Source organism: Microbacterium meiriae, from assembly GCF_032364335.1.
Lineage (GTDB): Bacteria > Actinomycetota > Actinomycetes > Actinomycetales > Microbacteriaceae > Microbacterium > Microbacterium meiriae.
Genome location: NZ_CP133984.1, coordinates 746348 through 765078 on the forward strand (window position 1 = coordinate 746348; position 18731 = coordinate 765078).

Sequence of the window (18731 nt, forward strand, 5' to 3'; positions counted from 1 at the left end):
GTCCTGGCGCAGTGGCGTGACCCGCAGGAAACACGGAAGGGCGATACTGGAGTGAACCGATGAGCGGAGGACAACGTGTCGTTGCAGAAGCAGATCGCGGAAGACCTGGGCGCCCGGCCCGACATCGACCCCGAAGCGGAGGTGGAGCGTCGCGTCGGCTTCCTCGCGGACTACCTGCGCACGACGGGCGCGAAGGGCTTCGTCCTCGGCATCTCCGGCGGACAGGACTCGACGCTCGCGGGGCGCCTCGCCCAGCTCGCGGTGGAGCGCGTGCGTGCCGAGGGCGGGGAGGCGACCTTCCTCGCGGTGCGCCTGCCCTATCGCGTGCAGCACGACGCCGACGACGCGCAGGCCGCGCTGGACTTCATCGCGCCGGACTCGTCGATCGAGGTGAACATCCAGAACGGGGTCGAGGGCGTCGAGAAGGACATCGATTCCGCCGTCTCCAGCGACATCTCCGACTTCAACCGCGGGAACATCAAGGCCCGCCTCCGCATGGTCACCCAGTACGCGCTCGCCGGGCACGAGGGTCTGATCGTGATCGGCACCGACCATGCCGCCGAAGCCATCACGGGCTTCTACACGAAGTTCGGCGACGGCGCGGCCGACGTCCTCCCGCTCGCCGGGCTCACGAAGCGACAGGGTCGCGCCCTGCTCCAGTTCCTCGACGCCCCGGAGCGCCTGGCCTTCAAGGTGCCGACGGCCGACCTCCTCGACGACCAGCCGGGGCGCACCGACGAGGACGAGCTCGGGCTGACGTACGAGCAGATCGACGACTTCCTCGAGGGCCGGGAGGTCGACCCCGAGGTCGCCGGGCGCATCGAGGCGCGGTATCTCGCGACTCAGCACAAGCGTCATCTGCCCGTGACGCCCGACGACACCTGGTGGCGCTGACCCGGGGCGCCTCACGCGGGACCGCCCGCTTTTCGCCGTGTCGGATGCCGCGGATAGTGTCGAAGCAGCCGACAGAACGGGAGAATCGTGCGGATCGACACAGAGGCGCAGCGGGTCATCTGGAGCGCGAGCGACCTCAAGGCGGCCGCCGAGTGCGAGTTCGCCTGGTCCCGCGCGATCGATGCGAAGCTCGGTCGAGTCCCCGCGGTGGAGGAGCCGGAGGACGCGACGCTCCTCCGCGCGGCCCAGCTCGGAGACGTGCACGAGCAGAACGTGCTCGAGCGCTACATCCGGGAGCTCGGCGACGAGCGGGTGCATCGGATCGCCAAGGTCTCGTCGAGCGATCCTGATGCGCTGGCTGCCGCCGTCGACGAGACGTTGAGCGCTCTGCGCTCGGACGCGCTGGTCGTCTTCCAGGCGGCCTTCGCCACCGACGAGTTCGTCGGGTTCGCCGACTTCCTCCGCCGCGATGCGGACGGGCGTTGGCGCGTGCAGGACTCGAAGCTCGCCCGCAAGGCCCGGGTGACCGCACTCATGCAGCTCGCGGCATATGTCGACCAGCTCGACCGGCTCGGCATCCCGCGTGCGGACGAGGTCGACCTCATCCACGGCGACAACAGCGTCAGCACGCATGCGGTCGACGACCTCCTCCCACTGTTCCGCGTGCGCCGGGCGCGGCTGCGCGCTCTGATCGCGGACCGCGCCGTGGCCGACGGCGCGGCCGGGGCGCCGCTCGCGTGGGGCGACGACCGCGGCGATCTGCGCGTGGTCGCCTGCGGACGTTGCGCCACGTGCGAGGAACAGGTGCTGGCCCATCGCGACCTCCTCATGGTGGCCCGCATGCGGCCGGTGCAGCGGGCCCGTCTGCGCGCCGCCGGGATCCTCACCATCGACGACCTGGCCGCGGCGACCCAGGCACCGGAGGGCATGAACGTCGACACGTTCGAGAACCTCCGCGCCCAGGCACGCGTGCAGCTGCGGGCGGATGCCGAGGGGGCGGCGACGTACGACGTGCACTATGCCGCGGCGATCCACACCCTCCCTGTGCCCAGCCACGGGGACATCTTCTTCGACTTCGAGGGCGATCCGCTGTACACCGAGCCCGCTCCCGACGGCGAGGCCGAGTGGGGCATCGACTATCTGTTCGGCTGGGTCGACAACGCCGACCAGTACACCGCGCTCTGGGCGCACTCGTTCGCGGAGGAGCGTCGGGCGCTGGAGACCTTCCTCGACTTCGTGAAGGTGCGTCGCGCCGCCCACCCCGGCATGCACATCTATCACTACGCCCCCTACGAGACCTCCCACCTGGTCGCGATGGCCGCCCGCCATGGGGTGCGCGAGGGTGAGGTGGACCGCCTGCTCCGCGAGGGCGTGTTCGTCGACCTGTACCCGCTGGTGCTGCGCACAGTGCGGGTCGGTTCGCGGTCCTACTCCATCAAGAAGCTCGAGCCCCTCTACATGGGGGAGGACGTGCGCACGAGCGACGTCCAGAAGGGCGACGATTCCATCGTGCAGTACGTCGCGGCGCGGGAGCTCGCGGCAGCGGGGGCGCAGGCCGAGGCCGACGCGGTGCTCGCCGACCTCGCGGACTACAACCGCTACGACTGCGTCTCCACCCGGCGGCTGCGCAACTGGCTCATCGACATCGCCCGCGCGGAGGGGGTCACGCCGGCCCCGCCGGACGACGCGGACGAGGTCATCTACGAGCCGTCGCCGCGTTCGCTCGCGCTGCTCGGCGACGCGGAGCGTGCGGTGGAGGTCGGTGGCGATGGGCTCGTGCACCGGCTCGCGGCGGCCGCCATCGACTACTTCCCACGCGAGGCGAAGAGCTTCTGGGTCGCGCACTTCCAGCGGCTGCGGGAGCCGGTCACGATGTGGGACGGCACCCGCGATGTGGTGAAGGTCGATGCGACCCGCTCGCGGGTCCGCCGGGACTGGAGCATCGGCGAGGGCCGCAGAGTCCTGTCGCGCGAGCTGGAGATCCGCGGCGAGGTGTCCCCTGGCACGACGCTCGGTCCGGGTGCCCAGCCGTTCGCGCTCTACGACGTCCCGGCGCCGTTCGACACCGATGTCCCGTCGCGCGCGGTGCACGTGCCGCACGGGGTCACGGTCGTCGAGGTGCTGGACGACGGCTATCTCGTGGCGGAGTCCGCGGTCCAGGGGCAGACCTGGGATGACCTCCCCGTCGCCCTCACCCCCGCCGCGCCGCCACGGGTGGTGTCGCTGCAGCAGGCGATCGACGAATGGGCCGATGCGGTGCACGCGGCCGCTCCGGACTTCCCCCAGGACGCGGCGACCGACATCCTCCGCCGCCTCCCTCCGCGCACCGTGTCGGGGAACGCGCTCCCGGCCGCCGGCGACGACCCGATCGACGCGATCGTCCGCGGGATCCTGGACCTCGACCGCAGCTATCTCGCCGTACAGGGGCCTCCAGGCACGGGGAAGACCTACACGGGCTCCCAGGTGATCGCCCGGCTCGTCACAGAGCACGGCTTCCGGATCGGCGTCGTCGCGCAGTCCCACGCGATCATCGAGACGCTGCTGGAGCGCGTCGTCGCCGACGGTGTCGCCCCGGGTCAAGTGGCGAAGTGCCCCAAGGACGCGAACGCCGATCCCGGGTACACGGTGATCCCGAAGACCGGCATGGCCGCCTTCCTCGCGGAGCACGCAGACGGGGGCGCCGTCGTGGGCGGTACCGCCTGGGACTTCAGCAACACGCAGCGGGTGGCCAGGGGAGAGCTCGACCTGCTCGTGATCGACGAGGCCGGGCAGTTCTCGCTCGCCTCGACGATCGCGGTCGCCACGGGCGCGCAGAGGCTCCTCCTCCTCGGCGACCCGCAGCAGCTGCCCCAGGTCAGCCAGGGCGCCCACCCGGAGCCGGTGGACACGTCCGCGCTCGGCTGGGTGATGGACGGCGACCCCGTCGTGCGCCCGGAGTACGGCTACTTCCTCGCGCGCTCCTGGCGGATGCACCCGCACGTCGCGGCTCCGGTGTCGAAGCTCGCCTATGCCGGGAAGCTCGCCTCCGCCCCCGGTACCGAGCGGCGCGCGGTCGAGGGCATCGACCCGGGCCTCCACGTGGTGCCGCTGCGCCACCGCGGCAACGCGACCCAGTCGCCGGAGGAAGCAGAGGAGGTCGTGCGCATCGTCCGCGACCTCGTGGGCCGCGCCTTCCACGACAACGATGCGGCGGGCACCGTGCGGCCACTGACGCCGGAGGACATCATCGTCGTGGCGCCGTACAACGCGCAGCGGCAGCTCGTGCACGACGCGCTCGCCGCGGCGGGTTTCGGCGGCGTCCCGGTGGGCACGGTCGACAACTTCCAGGGCAAGGAGGCCGTCGTCTCGATCACGACGCTCGCGGCGTCGAGTGGCCGGGACGCTCCCCGGGGCCCGGAGTTCCTGCTGCTGCAGAACCGGCTCAACGTGGCGATCTCCCGGGCGCAGGTCGTGGCCTACCTCATCCACTCGCCGGCGCTGCTCGACGACCTGCCGTACACGCCCGAGGGCGTCGCCCGGCTCAGTGCCTTCGCCCGCCTGGTGGGGGCCGCGGAGGAGGAGGGTTCATGACGACGGTTCCTGCACCGGCCGCCGACGGCACGCCGACCGAGGCGGACATCCTCCGTGCAGCCGCCGCGTGGGCCTGGTTTCCGCGCGGCAGCGAGCATGTCCGCGGCGACCTGCTCCTCGTGCGGTACCCGGAGCGGTTCGGGGGCGGCGTCCGCGGCTCGCAGGTGACGTCCGCGCGCCCCGCCGCCGAGGTGCTGGACGGGGCGCTGGAGCGCACCAGAGCCTGGGGCGAGAGCGTGTTCACGTTCTGGACGAATCCCGCCGACGACCCCGACCTCGAAGAGGAGCTCCGACGCCGCGGTGCCGTGCACTTCGACACCGTCACCGTGTTCGCGCGTCCGACCAGCGGGGCCGCGGTCGGCGTGCCGCCCGGGGTCTCCGCCGAGGTCGTGCGGACCGTGGATCAGCTCCGCGAGGTCGATGCGATCAACGTCCCGGTCTGGGAGCAGCAGCCCCTCGACGACGACGGTCTGCGTGCCGAGTTCGCCGAGCTGACCGAGGCTCTCGATGCCGGTACCGGTTTCCGGGTGCTCGGGCGCATCGACGGACGCGCGGTGAGCACGGGGGGATGCACCATCGTCGACGGGTTCACTCGACTGTGGGGAGCGGCGACGCTCGAAGCCGATCGTGGTCGCGGCGTCTATAGAGCGGTCCTCGCGGAACGCCTGCGGCAGAGCGCCGCGCGCGGTGCGAGGACTGCGCTCGTCAAGGGCCGTGTCTCGACATCGGCGCCGATCCTCGCGAGAGCCGGCTTCACGCGCTACGGCGACGAACGCGGCTACCGCCTGGCCCTCTGACGTGGGAGCGGCGGCGACGGCCTCAGACGGTGCCGTACAGGCGGTCTCCCGCGTCGCCGAGACCGGGCACGATGTACCCCTTCTCGTCGAGGCGCTCGTCGAGCGCTCCGAGGACGAGGGTCACATCGCGGTCGCCGGCCATCGCCTCGATCGCCGCCACACCCTCCGGAGTGCCGAGCAGGCAGATCGCGGTGACGTCCTTCGCACCGCGATCGAACAGGAACTGGATCGCGGCGGCGAGCGAGCCGCCCGTCGCCAGCATCGGGTCGATCGCGAAGCACTGGCGGTCGGAGAGGTCGTCCGGAAGGCGCTCGGCATAGGTGGTGGGCTCGAAGGTCTCCTCGTCGCGGACCATGCCGAGGAAGCCGACCTCCGCGGTGGGGAGGAGCTTGACGAGGCCTTCGAGCATGCCGAGACCGGCGCGCAGGATGGGGACGACGATGGGTCGCGGCTCCGAGATCTTCACGCCCGTGGTCGTGGTGACCGGCGTCGTGATCTCGATGGGAGTGACCTTCACATTCCGGGTCGCCTCGTACGCGAGGAGCGTCACGAGCTCTTCGGTCAGCTGGCGGAATACCGGCGACGGGGTGCGCGCGTCGCGCAGCACCGAGAGTTTGTGGGTGATGAGAGGGTGGTCGGCGACGTGAACACGCATGGATACAGGCTAATGCGCCCCGCGTCCGCGCACGACATCGGGTGCCGTGGCGGACACCGCGCGCTGTCGTAGGCTCGGGGCATGACCCCCGCCGACCGCCGTGCGATGCAGCGTGCCCTCGAGCTCGCCGCCGAGGCCGCGGACGCCGCGGAGATCCCGGTCGGCGCCGTCGTCCTCGATGCCGAGGGGCATGTCTTGGCCGAAGGGCGGAACACCCGCGAGACCACGCACGATCCGACCGGGCACGCCGAGATCGAAGCCATCCGGGCTGCGGCGGCGCTCCAGGGATCGTGGAATCTCGACGGCTGCACGCTCGTCGTCACCCTCGAGCCCTGCGTGATGTGTGCCGGCGCGATCCTGCAGGCACGCATCGGCCGCGTGGTCTTCGGCGCGTGGGATGACAAGGCGGGAGCAGCCGGATCGATGTACGACGTGCTGCGCGACCGGCGCCTGCCCTACCGCGCCGAGGTGATCGGCGGCGTGGACGAGCACGCGTCCATCGCGCTGCTCCGGGCCTTCTTCGAGGACCGTCGCTGAACGCTCAGTCCGACGACTTGAGGACGAAGACGTCGGTCGAGGGTTCCGGATCGATCGCGGGACGGTAGACGTCCGGCTCGATGTAGACGACCCGGGCGACCGGCACGGCGGCCCGGATGCGGGCCTCGATCTCGTCGATGTCGTCGGCGACCTCGCGCAGCGGCTTGTCGGCGCTGAGCGCGATCTTCGCGGCGACCATCAGCTCGTCGGGCCCCAGGTAGAGGGTCTTCATGTGGATGATCTTCTCGATCTCCGGGCCGTCGTTGATCGCGTCCACGATCCGGTCGTAGTCGGCGGGGGTCGCTCCCTCGCCGACGAGCAGACTCTTGGTCTCCACCCCCAGCACGATCGCGATGAGCACGAGCAAGACGCCGATCATCACCGTGCCGAGGGCGTCGAAGACGGGGTTGCCGGTGAGGAGCGTGAGACCGACGCCGAGCAGGGCGAAGGTGAGTCCGGTGAGGGCACCCACGTCCTCGAGGAGGACGACGGGGAGCTCCGGCGCCTTGGACCGTCGTACGAAGGAGAACCACGACTGCCCCTTCTCGCGCACGACGTTGCTCTCGCGCACGGCGGTGCGGAGCGAGAACGACTCCAGGCCGATCGCGATGAACAGCACGACGAGGGGGAGCCACCACCAGGTCTGATCGATCTCATGCGGATGGGTCAGCTTGTCCACACCCTCGTAGATCGCGAAGAGCCCGCCGACGGAGAAGAGGATGATCGACACGACGAAGGCGTAGACGTAGCGCTCGCGGCCGTAGCCGAACGGGTGCGAACGGTCCGCATGGCGCTTCGCCTTGCGCCCGCCGAGCATCAGCAGCAGCTGGTTGCCGGAGTCGGCGACGGAGTGGATCGCCTCCGCGAGCATCGATGCCGAGCCGGAGAGAGCCCACGCGAGGAACTTCGCGAGGGCGATGCCCAGGTTCGCCAGGAACGCCGCGACGATGGCCTTGCTGCCTCCGGATGCACTCATGCGACGAGTCTAGGACGGCAACCCGGCCGCCACAGGAGCGCCCGCCGTAGGATGACGACATGGCTGATGCGCTCCCGTCCCTCGCGTTCCTCGGTGCCGGATCGATGGGGGGAGCGATCCTCCGCGGCGTGCTCGCCTCGGGCGTCCCCGTGCAGGGAGGGATCACGGCCACGAACCGCACGCCGGAGAAGGCGGCGGCGTTCGCGGGCATCGAGGGCGTCACGAGCATCGCGCTGTCCGAGCAACCGGAGGGCAACGCCGAGGCCGTGGCCGGCGCACGGGTGGTCCTGGTCGGGGTGAAGCCGGCGATGGTCCCCGACCTCCTCCGCGAGATCGCGCCGCACCTGGCCGCGGAGACCGTCGTGGTGAGCCTCGCCGCGGGTGTCACGCTGCAGACCTTCGCCGACGTCCTCGGTGCCGAGGCCCGCGTCATCCGCTCCATGCCGAACACCCCGTCGACGATCCGCAAGGGGGTCACCGGTCTCGCTGCCGGTGCCGCGGCGACCCCCGACGATCTCGCTCTCGTGCGTCGTCTGTTCGAGACGGTGGGGGCGGTGGTGGAGGTCCCCGAGTCGCAGATCGATGCGCTCTCGACGATCTCCGGCTCCGGTCCCGCCTACGTCTTCCTCCTCATCGAACAGTTCACCGAGGCTGCGCGGGGGATGGGCTTCTCCGACGCCGACGCGCGGCTCCTGGCCGAGCAGACCTTCATCGGCGCGACCGCGCTGCTGGACTCGACGGGGGAGGACCCCGCGGAGCTGCGCCGCCGGGTGACGAGCCCGAAGGGGACGACGGAGCGCGCGGTCGCCGTGCTCCAGGACGCGCACCTGTCCGACACCTTCGCCGCCGCTGCTGCCGCCGCCCTCGCTCGCGCGAAGGAGCTCGCCGCCGGCGCCTGATCCCCGCCTGTTCTCGCGCGCTTCCATCCTGCAGGAGCAGGCGATCACGCGAGTTCAGGCAGCCAGCACTCCTGGAGCCTGAACCCGCGCGAGGGCCTGTTGTGGCGAGGGCGGCGGGGAGCAGGCGACCACGGGAGTTCAGGCGGCCAGTGTTCCTGGAGCCTGAACTCGCGCGAGTGCCTGTTGCGGGCCAGGTGTCGTGCGGCTACGCGTCGCTGGCGACCTCGGTGAGCACCTCGGGCCACCGGCGCTGCAGGGTCCGACCGCCGAGCACCGTGCCGCCCCAGAGCGCAGCGCCCCCGAGCACGACGGCGGCCGCGAGGCTCGCCCAGCCCAGGGGCGGGATCCAGATCGACGCGATCGCGAAGCCGAGGGCGGGGCCGCCGAGCAGCAGCGTGATCGGGGACATGATGAGCATCGCCAGGAAGGACTGCGCGCCGCCGGAGGACCCGCGTCCGAACGGGTTGGCCTCGGGTGCCGGAGCACGTCCTGGCAGGAACGCCCCCACCCAGGACCCCGCTCCCGCCGACACTGCCATGAGCCCGAGAGCAGCGCCCAGGCTACCCGGAAGCAGATCCGCACGCCCGGCCAGCAGGCAGCTCGCGACGCAGAGGAGGACCGTGATCGGCACCGCGATCAGCGCGAATCCGAGCAGCCGTCCGGCGCGGTCGGCCGTGCCGCTCACGCCCGTGAGGATGTGCAGCGCGACGGCATCGTTGTCGTAGGCGATCGCCATCTGCACGATGCTCCCGGCGAGGAGAGCGTTGATCGCCGGAATGAGGGTGATCGCGGGCGCGAAGCCGGCACTGTCCTGCTGCAGTCCGTTCATGAGCGCGAGTCCGAGGAAGATCGCCGGAAGCAGCAGGAGCATCACGATGTTGACGACCTGACGCGGATCGCGGCGGAAGTAACGGAGCGTCCGTCCCGCGATGGCACCGACGGGGCCCGCGGGGAGCAGGCGGTCGAGCAGGCCGCCCGAGCGCACGCGTCCGCCGCCGCTCGACTGCAGCGGCGCGACCAGGCGCGCATCGAGCATCCGGCGCGCGGCGACCCAGAAGACGACGAGGGTGCCGGCGGCGACGAGCAGTCGCAGGAGGGCGGTGAGCACGTCGCCCTGGGCCACCGCGGCCGGGACCCCGAAGACGGCCGCCACCGGCGTCCACGCGGCGATCTCGGCGACCGTCGTGAAGGCGCCGCCGACGTCGCGCACGGTCGACAGCGCCTGCAGCCCGATGTTCAGGAGGAGGCCGGAGGAGGCCAGCAGCACGACGCCGAGGGTGAGGACGAGGTCGCGCGTCCGCCGACGGGCGAGCCACCCCGCGAGCAGACCGCTGACGACGCGGGCGCCGAGGACGCAGGTCGCGAGGGCCACCGGGACCATGAGCACCGCGACGAGGAGGGCCGGCACGCTGACCGACCATCCCACGAGCATCAGCAGCAGGGCCAAGGCGGTGCCGATGCCGCCGATCGTCGTCATCCCCGCCACGACCAGTCCGGGGAGGAGGGTGCGGGCGGTCACCGGGAGCAGGGCGAAGCGCTCGGGTGCCAGCGAGTCGTCCGCACTGACGAGGATCGACCCGATCCACCACCCGAGCACGACGATGGCACCCGTGAGGACCATCGCGGTCACGGCGGCGTCGGGCGCTCCTACCCGCAGGGCGATCAGCCCGACGGTGAGCAGTCCGAGCATGCTCAGCGCGATGAGACCCACGATCGCGAGGGTCACGATCATCCAGGGGTTGCGCCTGAGCTGATGTCCGAGCTGTCGCAGCCGCAGGCCTACGAGGAGCGCAACCACGCGAGCGTCTCCGTTCCGAGGTCGTGCGCGCCCACGAGGGTGAGGAAGCGCTCCTGCAGCGTGAGCCCGGCGCGCACCTCGTCGAGCGCACCGTGTGCCAGCAGGCGGCCCTCGGCGACGATGGCGACGCGGTCGCACAGCGACTCGACGAGCTCCATGACGTGGCTGGAGAGGACGACCGTGCCGCCGCCGTCCACGAAGGAGCGGAGGATCTGCCTGATCGTCTGCCCGGAGACCGGGTCGACCGCCTCGAGCGGTTCGTCGAGGATCAGCAGCCGGGGCGCGTGGATGAGCGCGCAGGCCAGGCCGATCTTCTTCTTCATGCCGGCCGAGTAGTCGACGACGAGCGTGTCGCGGGCCTCCGTCAGGCCGAGCGCGTCGAGGAGCTCACCGGAGCGGGAGACGACCTCCGCCTCCGGCATCCCGCGCAGCAGGCCGGTGTACCGCAGCAGCTCGGCGCCGGTGAGGCGGTCGAGCATCCGGATGCCGTCGGGGAGCACCCCCATCCGCGCTTTCGCGGCGGCCGGATCCTGCCAGACGTCGGCGCCGAGCACCCAGGCGGTCCCGGCGTCCGGACGCAGGAGCCCCGTGGTCATGGCGAGCGTCGTCGTCTTGCCCGCACCGTTCGGGCCGAGCAGCCCCAGCATCGAACCCGCGGGGACGTCGAGCGACAGCGCGTCGACGGCGACCTTCTGCCCGAACTGCTTGCGGAGCCCACGGAGGGCGAGGACGGGCGGTGCGGGGGCGTGATCGCTCATGCCCCCATCCCACCACGGCGGCCGTGGCGGGCGCATCCGTCGCGGGGAGGACTCGCTCAGCGGTCGAGGGCGGCGAAACGCTCGATGTCGCTGTTGGTCCCGGAGACGATGATGAGGTCGTGGTTGGTGACGATGGTGTTGGCCTCGGCGTACCGGAACGGCTTGCCAGGGCTCTTCACGCCGACGACCGTGACCTTGTACTTCGAGCGCACACCGGATTCGTTCAGGCCGACCCCGCGGATGAACTTCGGCGGGTACATCTTGGCCAGGACGAAGTCGTCGTCGAAGCGGATGAAGTCGAGCATGCGCCCGCTCACGAGGTGCGCGACGCGCTCGCCGGCCTCGCGCTCGGGGTAGATGACGTGGTTGGCGCCCACCCGGGCGAGGATCTTGCCGTGCGACTGGGAGACCGCCTTGGCCCAGATCTGCGGCACCTTGAGGTCGACGAGATTGGCCGTGATGAGCACCGACGCCTCGATCGAGGAGCCGACGGCGACGACCGCGACCTGGAAGTCCTGGGCGCCGATCTGACGGAGCGCGTCGATGTTGCGCGCATCGGCCTGCACGGTGTGCGTGACGCGGTCCGACCACTTCTGCACGAGCTCGAGGTTGTCGTCGATCGCGAGCACCTCGCGGTCGAGGCGGTCGAGTTCGCCGGCGCAGGCGGCGCCGAACCGGCCGAGACCGATGACGAGGACGGGAGCGTCCCCCCGAAGGACTTCAACCAACGATCGGCCTTTCCACGGGCAGTGAGTAGTACTGCGTGCGCGATGTCGCGGCGACTGCCGCAGCGAGAGTCACTGTACCAACGCGGCCCATGAAGATCGTCGCGGCCATGACGTACGAGGCGGAATCCGGCAGCTCCCCGGTGAGGCCGGTGGAGAGCCCGACGGTGCCGAATGCGGAGATGACGTCGAAGAGCACGTGGCTGATGTCGGCCTTGGTGATCTGCGCGATCACGATGGTCGACAGGGCGACGATCGTGGCACCCCAGGCGACGACGCTGAGGGCGACGCGCTGCACGTCGCTGGGGATGCGGCGGCCGAACGCCTCGACGGACTGGCGGCCCTTCGCTTCGGACCAGACGGCGATCGCGAGGACCGCGAGCGTGGTCACCTTGATGCCGCCCGCCGTCGACGCGGACCCGCCGCCGACGAACATGAGCATGCTGGCAGCGAGCAGCGACGAGCCGTTGAGGTCGTCCATCTCGATGACGTTGAAGCCGCCGGAGCGGGTCATCGCGGAGAGGAAGAACGCCTGGAAGGTCGTGTCGGCGGCGTCCATCGAGCCGAAGGTCTTCGGGTTGTTGTACTCGAGGATCAGGAAGGCGGCGGCGCCCAGGATGAACAGCAGCACGGTGGTGACGATGGTCAGCTTCGAGTGCAGCGACCAGCGCTTGACGTGCCAGACGTGCTTCGCGAGCGTGTAGATCACCGGGAAGCCGATGCTCCCGAGGAACACGCCGACCATGAGGAGTGACAGCACGAGGTAGTCGTCGGCGAAGACGGCCACCCCGCCGTCGTTCGGCGCGAAGCCGGTGTTGGTGAAGGCCATCGCCGAGAAGTACGGGGCCTCCCAGAGCGCGGCGATCGGGTCCACCCCCGCCATCACCAGCGCCGGGTAGAGGAGGGCGGCGAGGGCCGCTTCGATGAAGAGGGCCGAGAGGGCGACCGTGGTGAGCAGCTGGCCCACCTCGCCCAGGCGCACCGTCTGGCTCTCGTTGACCACGCCGCCGTGCGCCCGAAGCGGGTTCGTGTCGCCCGCCGCCATGAGCTTCGCGCGCAGCCCGAGGCGCTTCGAGATGAGCATCCCCATGAGGGAGGCGAGGGTCAGCACGCCGAGGGCGCCGATGTTGACGCCGATGAACACGACGACGTGTCCGAAGGGCGACCAGTGGTTGGCCATGTCGACGGTCGCGAGGCCCGTCACGCAGATCGTGGAGACGGCGGTGAACAGCGCGTCGCTGAGCGGTGTCACCGTGCCGCTGGCGGAGGCGATCGGCAGCGAGAACAGCACCGTGAACACGAGGATCAGCAGCGCGAAGACGGCGATCGCGAACCGGGAGGGCGACGAGGTGATGAGGTGCTTCACCCGGCCGGCGGCTCCGGGGAGACCGGTGCGAGGAGACGACGCCGAAACGATGCCCGACATCGCTGCCCCCTTCTTCTGCGCCGTCCGTTCCCCGGCGGCAGCACGGCGCCTCTCGCCGAGCCTTCGTCATGGTACTCCGTGCCGGGGCGCACTACCCTGATCACATGACGGACATCTTCGACGTGATCGCAGACGGTACGAGGCGCGACATCCTCCAGCTCCTGCTCCGCCGCACGTCCGAAGGCGAGTCCGGCACGAGCGTGAGCCAGATCGTCGCCGACCTCGGCATCAGCCAGCCCACGGTCTCCAAGCACCTCAAGGTGCTCCGCGACGCCGAGCTCGTGACCGTCCGCGAGGACGGGCAGCGTCGCTTCTACAGCCTTTCCGTCGCGCCGCTCGAAGCCGTCGACGACTGGCTGGTCCCGTTCCTCGTCGACGCGTTCGGCGACACCGCGCCGGACATCGCATACCCGGGCGCTCCGATCCCCGACGGTGCTGCACACGCGGCCGAGGTCGTCGGGCGTGCAGCGGCATCCGCCAAGCACGTGGTCGCCAACGCGCTGAAGCGCCTCGGCGCCTGACCCGACGCCCCGCCCGGACGGAGAACCGCCCCCGACGGCAGGGGGGATGCCGTCGGGGGCGGTGTGCGGACCCCAGATCCGCGCGGACTCGGCAGGTGCCGGCACGGGTCCTGCACTCGACACTGGCAGGGCTGTCTGAGCGATCGGGCAATGCGGGCTATGCGCGGGCTGGACGTCGGCGTGCCGGTGGGGCAGGGCGGGTCACGCACCGTTCCGGAGGAGCCCGTCAGGCAGGATGGGCACATGACGGACGAGTACCGCGCGCACTTCGACTTCGCGATCACCTTCGCCAACGGCGGCGGGCTGCAGGGACAGGGGTTCCGACTCGATCTGCCGCGGAAGGACATGACGGCCGAGGAGGTCTCGAGCCTGCTCGTGTCGCACCTCGGTCTGACGCTCGTGGGCGGGGTCGAGCTCCGGGACCTGCGGATCGTCGCCGAGCCGCACCGGGGCAGCCGCGGCGTCGCGGCACCGGCTCCTGCAGATCGCGCCGACCGCGTCGTCGACCTGAGCCACCCGATCGCCGAGGGCATGGTCACGTATCCCGGGCTGCCCGCGCCGAGCATCACCCCGCACCTCACCCGCGCGGCCTCTCGCGAGCGCTACGCGCCGGGGACGGAGTTCGCGATGGACGTGATCACGATGATCGGCAACACGGGGACCTACCTCGACTCCCCGTTCCACCGCTATGCGGACGGCGCGGACCTGGCGGCGCTCGACCTCGACACCCTCGTGGATCTCCCCGCCGAGGTCTTCCACCTCCGCGACGCCTGGACGCCGGAGCGGCGGGGCATCAGGGCGGCGACGCTCGCCGATCGCGAGCTCCGCGGCAGCGCGGTGCTCCTGGACACCGGCTGGAGCCGGCTGTTCGGCACGCCCGATTACGGCACCGGCGCGCCCTTCCTCACCGAGGACGCCGCGCGATTCCTCGTCGACGCCGGGGTGCGCCTCGTCGGCATCGACGCGCTCAACATCGACGACACGGAGAGCGGAGGGGAGCGGCCCGCGCACAGCATCCTCCTCGCAGCGGGCGTGCACGTCGTCGAGCACCTCACCGCTCTTGACCGCCTCCCCGCGCGCGGGGCGCGGTTCACCGCGGCCCCTCCGGCGATCCGCGGGTTCGGCACGTTCCCGGTCCGGGCGTTCGCGACCATGCCGATATCTCACTGATCACAGCAGTCACGCGGGTTTACACGCGTCCCAGCGACCCCATAGAGTGTGCTCATCGAGAAAGGGGTACGTGGGATGCCCGAGGTTCCAGACGTCCGATTCCTGACGGTGGCCGAAGTCGCCGAGCTCATGCGCGTGTCCAAGATGACCGTGTACCGGCTCGTGCACGCCGGTGACCTTCCCGCCATCCGGTTCGGACGGAGCTACCGCGTGCCGGAGTCCGCCGTCGCGGAGGCTCTGCAGCGGCCCATCGCCGACGCCGGCTGACGGAGGGCGCGGGGCACCCTCCTGAGTTTGCTAGGATGATCCGAGGCATTTTTCGTGCTCGTACCCGGGTGTCCGATTCCGGCGACACCCAGCCCCTGACTTAGTGAGGTTTCCGTGGGTTCTGTCATCAAGAAGCGCCGCAAGCGCATGGCGAAGAAGAAGCACCGCAAGCTGCTTCGCAAGACTCGCCACCAGCGCCGCAACAAGAAGTAAGCGGCCAGACACCGAGCGCCTGTCTTCGGACGGGCGCTTTGTGTCTCTGCGCGCCGTTCCGCACCGCCGAGAGGATGTCATGAAGTCGATCACCGTCGCCGAACTCGCCGAGCGCTCCGGCACGCCCCTCATCGATGTCCGGGAGGTGAACGAGTTCCAGGCAGGACACGTCCCCGGCGCCGTGAACATCCCGATGTCCGAGATCGGCAACCGCCTGGAAGAGCTTCCCGCGGAGTCGTTCGACGTGATCTGCCAGGCCGGCGGCCGCTCGGCCCGTGTGGTCGAAGCGCTCGAGGTCCGCGGCTACGACGCCACCAACGTCGAGGGCGGCACCGGCGAGTGGATCGCGCAGGGACGCGAGGTCGAGGTCCCGTCGTCGTGACGACGCTGACCCTCATCGGCAAGCCCGACTGCCATCTGTGCGCCGTGGCCTCCGAGGTCGTCGACGCGGTCGTCGCCGAGCTGCCGGACGCCGCCGCGGAGCGCATCCAGATCGTCGAGGCGTCGATCCAGGACGACCCCGCCCTGTACGAGCAGTGGTGGGAGAAGATCCCGGTCGTCCTCATCGACGGGCGACTGCACGCGCACTGGCGCGTGTCCCCCGACCGCCTGCGTGAGGCGCTGGAAGAAGCCGTCGACGCGGAGGCCCGCGCCGACCAGAAGGAGCTGCGATGACCATCCGCCATGTCGTGACCTGGAAGCTGGCCGCGGAGGACGCGGGGGAGCGGAAGGCTCAGGCGGCTGAGGTCGCCCGGCGTCTGAACGCCCTCGACGGCGTCGTACCGCAGTTGCGCAGCATCTGGGCCGGCGCGAACGACGTGTACCCCGACGCCAACTGGGACGTCACCCTGGTCGCCGACTTCGACTCCGTCGCGGACCTCGAGCAGTATCAGGTGCACCCCGCGCACGAGGAGGTCGCCGGGTACATCCGCTCGGTCGTCGCCGGTCGCGTGGCGGTCGACGCCGAGGTCTGAGCGTCGAGGCTCGTCCCCGCGGCACCGAAACACAAACGTGATGCGGCGCGAGGGGATGTCATTGGTCACGCGACGAGCCGCATGTTTAGATGAACTCCTACCCGTCCGTGGGCGCACCCGCCCCCCGACTCTCAGGAGCCGACATGTCCCGTCGTAACCTCTTCGCCGGCCTCGCGATCGCGGCCACCGCCACCCTCGCGCTCGCCGGATGCGCCACCGGCTCCTCCGATGCGGGCAGCAGTGGCGAGCCCGCCGCGGGCGACGAGTACGGCCTCGTCGAGGCGGGCACGCTCACCGTCTGCTCCGACATCCCCTACCCGCCGTTCGAGTTCGAGGGTGACGACGGCGAGTACACCGGCTTCGACATCGACCTCCTCGGCGCGATCGCCGAGCAGCTCGACCTCGAGCTCTCGGTGCAGGATGTGGGCTTCGACGCGTTGCAGTCCGGCACGACCCTCGCCGCCGGTACCTGCGACGTCGGCGCCTCGGCCATGACGATCACCGACGAGCGCAAGGCCAACATCGACTTCTCGGACCCGTACTACGACTCGCTGCAGTCGCTCCTCGTGCGCACCGATTCCGGCATCACGTCCATCGACGACCTCGACGGCAAGAACGTCGGCGTGCAGCAGGGTACGACGGGTGAGGCCTACGCGACCGAGAACGCTAAGGGCGCGCAGCTCGTCCAGTACCCGTCGGACGGCGAGCTGTGGCCGGCCATCCAGGCGGGGCAGATCGACGCGATCCTGCAGGACCAGCCCGTCAACCTCGAGCACGAGAAGGCCGACTCCGCGTACGAGATCGTCGAGACCTACGAGACCGACGAGTCCTACGGCTTCGCGTTCGCGAAGGGTGAGAAGGACGAGCTCCTCGACGCCGTGAACGGTGCGCTCAAGGATCTGAGGGACAACGGCGAGTACCAGAAGATCTACGACCAGTACTTCACGGCGAACTGAGCCGGGGAACACGGAGGTCGGGAGGACCTTGACAATGGCGTTGAGGCGCACCACCAAGCAGAAGCTCTACCGGTACACCGTCTATGCGGTGCTGATCGCGATCGCCGTCTGGGTCGCCTTCAGCACCGACTGGTCCCGGCTCGGGCAGCTCTTCTTCAACCCCGAGGTCGCAGCCAAGATGCTGCCGGGGATCATCACGACCGCGCTCGTCAACACGCTGTGGTTCACGGCGGTGGCGTTCGCCGGCGGCCTTCTCCTCGGCGTGATCCTCGCGCTGATGAAGCTGTCCGAGATCGGTCCGTTCCGGTGGATCGCGACCGTCTGGATCGAACTGTTCCGCGGGCTCCCCGCCCTGCTCACGATCTTCGCCATCGGGTTCATCGTGCCGATCGCGCTCGGCGTGCGGGCGCAGGAGCTCGGCGGTCCCGTGGTGCTCGGCCTGATCGGTCTCGTGCTCGTGGCGTCGGCGTACATGGCCGAGACCATCCGCGCGGGACTCCAGGCGGTGCCGAAGGGGCAGACCGAGGCCGCGCGATCGCTCGGCATGTCGCCCATGAAGACGACCTTCTGGATCGTCGTGCCGCAGGGCTTCCGCATCATCATCCCGCCGCTGACGAACGAGTTCGTGCTGCTGCTGAAGGACACATCGCTGCTGTTCGTCGTCGGCACGTTCATCTGGTCGAAGGAACTCACGACCTTCGCCCGTGACGCCAGCACGCAGAACGCCAACGGAACGCCGCTGATCATGGCGGCGATCCTCTACCTGATCGTGACGATCCCGCTCACGCGTTTCAGCGCGTGGCTGGAGCGTCGGATGGCGAGGACACGATGAGCACCGACCTGATCGACGTGCAGGCCCCCGCGATCGCGATCCAGGACCTGCACAAGAGCTTCGGCGACAACGAGGTGCTCAAGGGCATCGACCTGACGGTGCTCGCCGGCGAGGTCGTCTGCGTGATCGGCCCGTCCGGGTCGGGCAAGTCGACGTTGCTCCGCTCCGTGAACCTCCTGGAGGAGCCCACGGGCGGCAAGGTGCTCATCGAGGGCATCGACATCACCGATCCCGACATCGACATCGACCGCGTGCGCACCCGCATCGGGATGGTGTTCCAGAGCTTCAACCTGTTCCCGCACCTCAGCGTGCTCGGCAACCTCACGATCGCGCAGCAGCGGGTCAAGAAACGCTCGAAGGCCGAAGCGGAGAAGGTGGCCCGCGCCATGCTCGAGCGCGTCGGGCTCGCGGAGAAGGCCGACGCGTACCCCGGGCACCTGTCCGGCGGACAGCAGCAGCGGGTGGCCATCGCGCGGGCGCTGTGCATGAACCCCGACATGATGCTGTTCGACGAGCCCACGTCGGCCCTCGACCCCGAGCTCGTCGGCGAGGTCCTGCAGGTCATGCGGTCGCTGGCCGATGAGGGCATGACGATGCTCGTCGTCACGCATGAGATGGGCTTCGCGCGCGAGGTCGGCTCGCGGCTGATCTTCATGGACGGCGGACAGATCGTCGAGGAGGGCGACCCCCGCGAGGTGCTGGCGAATCCGCAGCACCAGCGCACGAAGGACTTCCTCTCCCGCGTCCTGTAGTTCTCCCCTCC

The 18731-nt window shown here is 70.2% G+C and carries 21 protein-coding genes; 15 read left to right on the forward strand and 6 right to left on the reverse strand.

What is annotated here, in order from left to right:
- Positions 1–75 precede the first annotated feature (75 nt).
- The 3 genes from nadE (at position 76) to RI211_RS03505 (ending at position 5261) form a co-directional block, all read left to right on the forward strand.
- Entirely contained in the window at positions 76–894 is an 819-nt protein-coding gene (gene nadE / locus RI211_RS03495; RefSeq protein ID WP_315637237.1) for an NAD(+) synthase, read from the forward strand.
- 87 nt (positions 895–981) lie between these two features.
- A complete protein-coding gene (locus tag RI211_RS03500; protein ID WP_315637238.1) occupies positions 982–4464 on the forward strand; it encodes a TM0106 family RecB-like putative nuclease in 3483 nt (1160 codons plus the stop codon).
- Entirely contained in the window at positions 4461–5261 is an 801-nt protein-coding gene (locus RI211_RS03505) for a GNAT family N-acetyltransferase (protein WP_315637239.1), read from the forward strand. The genes RI211_RS03500 and RI211_RS03505 overlap by 4 nt, the downstream gene beginning before the upstream one ends.
- Before the next feature lie 22 nt (positions 5262–5283).
- Here the strand turns inward: RI211_RS03505 and upp are convergent, their stop codons facing one another.
- Entirely contained in the window at positions 5284–5916 is a 633-nt protein-coding gene (gene upp / locus RI211_RS03510; protein WP_025104476.1) for a uracil phosphoribosyltransferase, read from the reverse strand.
- Between the two features lie 81 nt (positions 5917–5997).
- Here upp and RI211_RS03515 point away from each other — a divergent pair, with 81 nt between their 5' ends.
- Complete coding sequence (locus tag RI211_RS03515; RefSeq protein WP_315637240.1) at positions 5998–6453, forward strand: nucleoside deaminase; 456 nt, start codon at positions 5998–6000, stop codon at positions 6451–6453.
- A 4-nt stretch (positions 6454–6457) separates the two neighbouring features.
- Here RI211_RS03515 and RI211_RS03520 read toward each other — a convergent pair whose 3' ends face one another.
- Positions 6458–7429, reverse strand: a complete 972-nt coding sequence (locus RI211_RS03520; RefSeq protein ID WP_187663308.1) for a cation diffusion facilitator family transporter — start codon at positions 7427–7429, stop codon at positions 6458–6460.
- 59 nt (positions 7430–7488) lie between these two features.
- On the opposite strand from RI211_RS03520, the gene proC reads away from it, so the two are divergent.
- Positions 7489–8328 (forward strand): pyrroline-5-carboxylate reductase, encoded by an 840-nt coding sequence (gene proC / locus RI211_RS03525; RefSeq protein WP_315637241.1) that lies wholly within the window; start codon positions 7489–7491, stop codon positions 8326–8328.
- A 205-nt stretch (positions 8329–8533) separates the two neighbouring features.
- Here proC and RI211_RS03530 read toward each other — a convergent pair whose 3' ends face one another.
- From RI211_RS03530 to RI211_RS03545, 4 genes are read right to left on the reverse strand one after another with little or no spacing between them, the layout of a single operon-like run.
- Complete coding sequence (locus RI211_RS03530) at positions 8534–10126, reverse strand: hypothetical protein (protein ID WP_315637242.1); 1593 nt, start codon at positions 10124–10126, stop codon at positions 8534–8536.
- Positions 10108–10884 (reverse strand): ABC transporter ATP-binding protein, encoded by a 777-nt coding sequence (locus tag RI211_RS03535; RefSeq protein WP_280567205.1) that lies wholly within the window; start codon positions 10882–10884, stop codon positions 10108–10110. Before RI211_RS03535 ends, RI211_RS03530 begins: the two co-directional genes overlap by 19 nt.
- Positions 10885–10940: 56 nt before the next feature.
- On the reverse strand, positions 10941–11612 hold the full coding sequence (locus tag RI211_RS03540; RefSeq protein WP_025104470.1) for a potassium channel family protein: 672 nt from the start codon (positions 11610–11612) through the stop codon (positions 10941–10943).
- Complete coding sequence (locus RI211_RS03545; RefSeq protein WP_187663312.1) at positions 11605–13035, reverse strand: TrkH family potassium uptake protein; 1431 nt, start codon at positions 13033–13035, stop codon at positions 11605–11607. Before RI211_RS03545 ends, RI211_RS03540 begins: the two co-directional genes overlap by 8 nt.
- Before the next feature lie 104 nt (positions 13036–13139).
- Here RI211_RS03545 and RI211_RS03550 point away from each other — a divergent pair, with 104 nt between their 5' ends.
- The 10 genes from RI211_RS03550 (at position 13140) to RI211_RS03595 (ending at position 18720) form a co-directional block, all read left to right on the forward strand.
- Positions 13140–13556: an ArsR/SmtB family transcription factor gene (locus RI211_RS03550; RefSeq protein WP_187663313.1), complete on the forward strand. Its 417-nt coding sequence runs from the start codon at positions 13140–13142 to the stop codon at positions 13554–13556.
- A gap of 243 nt (positions 13557–13799) precedes the next feature.
- The gene (locus RI211_RS03555) at positions 13800–14726 is read left to right on the forward strand and encodes a cyclase family protein (RefSeq protein ID WP_315637244.1); all 927 of its coding nucleotides are present in this window, start codon (positions 13800–13802) and stop codon (positions 14724–14726) included.
- A 75-nt stretch (positions 14727–14801) separates the two neighbouring features.
- A complete protein-coding gene (locus RI211_RS03560; RefSeq protein WP_025104463.1) occupies positions 14802–14993 on the forward strand; it encodes a helix-turn-helix domain-containing protein in 192 nt (63 codons plus the stop codon).
- A 114-nt stretch (positions 14994–15107) separates the two neighbouring features.
- The gene (locus tag RI211_RS03565; RefSeq protein WP_003792170.1) at positions 15108–15206 is read left to right on the forward strand and encodes a 30S ribosomal protein bS22; all 99 of its coding nucleotides are present in this window, start codon (positions 15108–15110) and stop codon (positions 15204–15206) included.
- A 79-nt stretch (positions 15207–15285) separates the two neighbouring features.
- On the forward strand, positions 15286–15588 hold the full coding sequence (locus RI211_RS03570; protein WP_315637245.1) for a rhodanese-like domain-containing protein: 303 nt from the start codon (positions 15286–15288) through the stop codon (positions 15586–15588).
- The gene (locus RI211_RS03575; protein WP_025104461.1) at positions 15585–15881 is read left to right on the forward strand and encodes a glutaredoxin family protein; all 297 of its coding nucleotides are present in this window, start codon (positions 15585–15587) and stop codon (positions 15879–15881) included. Before RI211_RS03570 ends, RI211_RS03575 begins: the two co-directional genes overlap by 4 nt.
- Positions 15878–16180, forward strand: coding sequence for a Dabb family protein (locus tag RI211_RS03580; protein WP_259953426.1), 303 nt, complete (start codon positions 15878–15880; stop codon positions 16178–16180). The genes RI211_RS03575 and RI211_RS03580 overlap by 4 nt, the downstream gene beginning before the upstream one ends.
- 143 nt (positions 16181–16323) lie before the next feature.
- On the forward strand, positions 16324–17136 hold the full coding sequence (locus RI211_RS03585; protein WP_187663317.1) for a basic amino acid ABC transporter substrate-binding protein: 813 nt from the start codon (positions 16324–16326) through the stop codon (positions 17134–17136).
- 34 nt (positions 17137–17170) lie between these two features.
- Positions 17171–17968, forward strand: coding sequence for an amino acid ABC transporter permease (locus tag RI211_RS03590; RefSeq protein WP_187663318.1), 798 nt, complete (start codon positions 17171–17173; stop codon positions 17966–17968).
- Complete coding sequence (locus tag RI211_RS03595) at positions 17965–18720, forward strand: amino acid ABC transporter ATP-binding protein (protein ID WP_187663319.1); 756 nt, start codon at positions 17965–17967, stop codon at positions 18718–18720. Before RI211_RS03590 ends, RI211_RS03595 begins: the two co-directional genes overlap by 4 nt.
- Positions 18721–18731 lie beyond the last annotated feature (11 nt).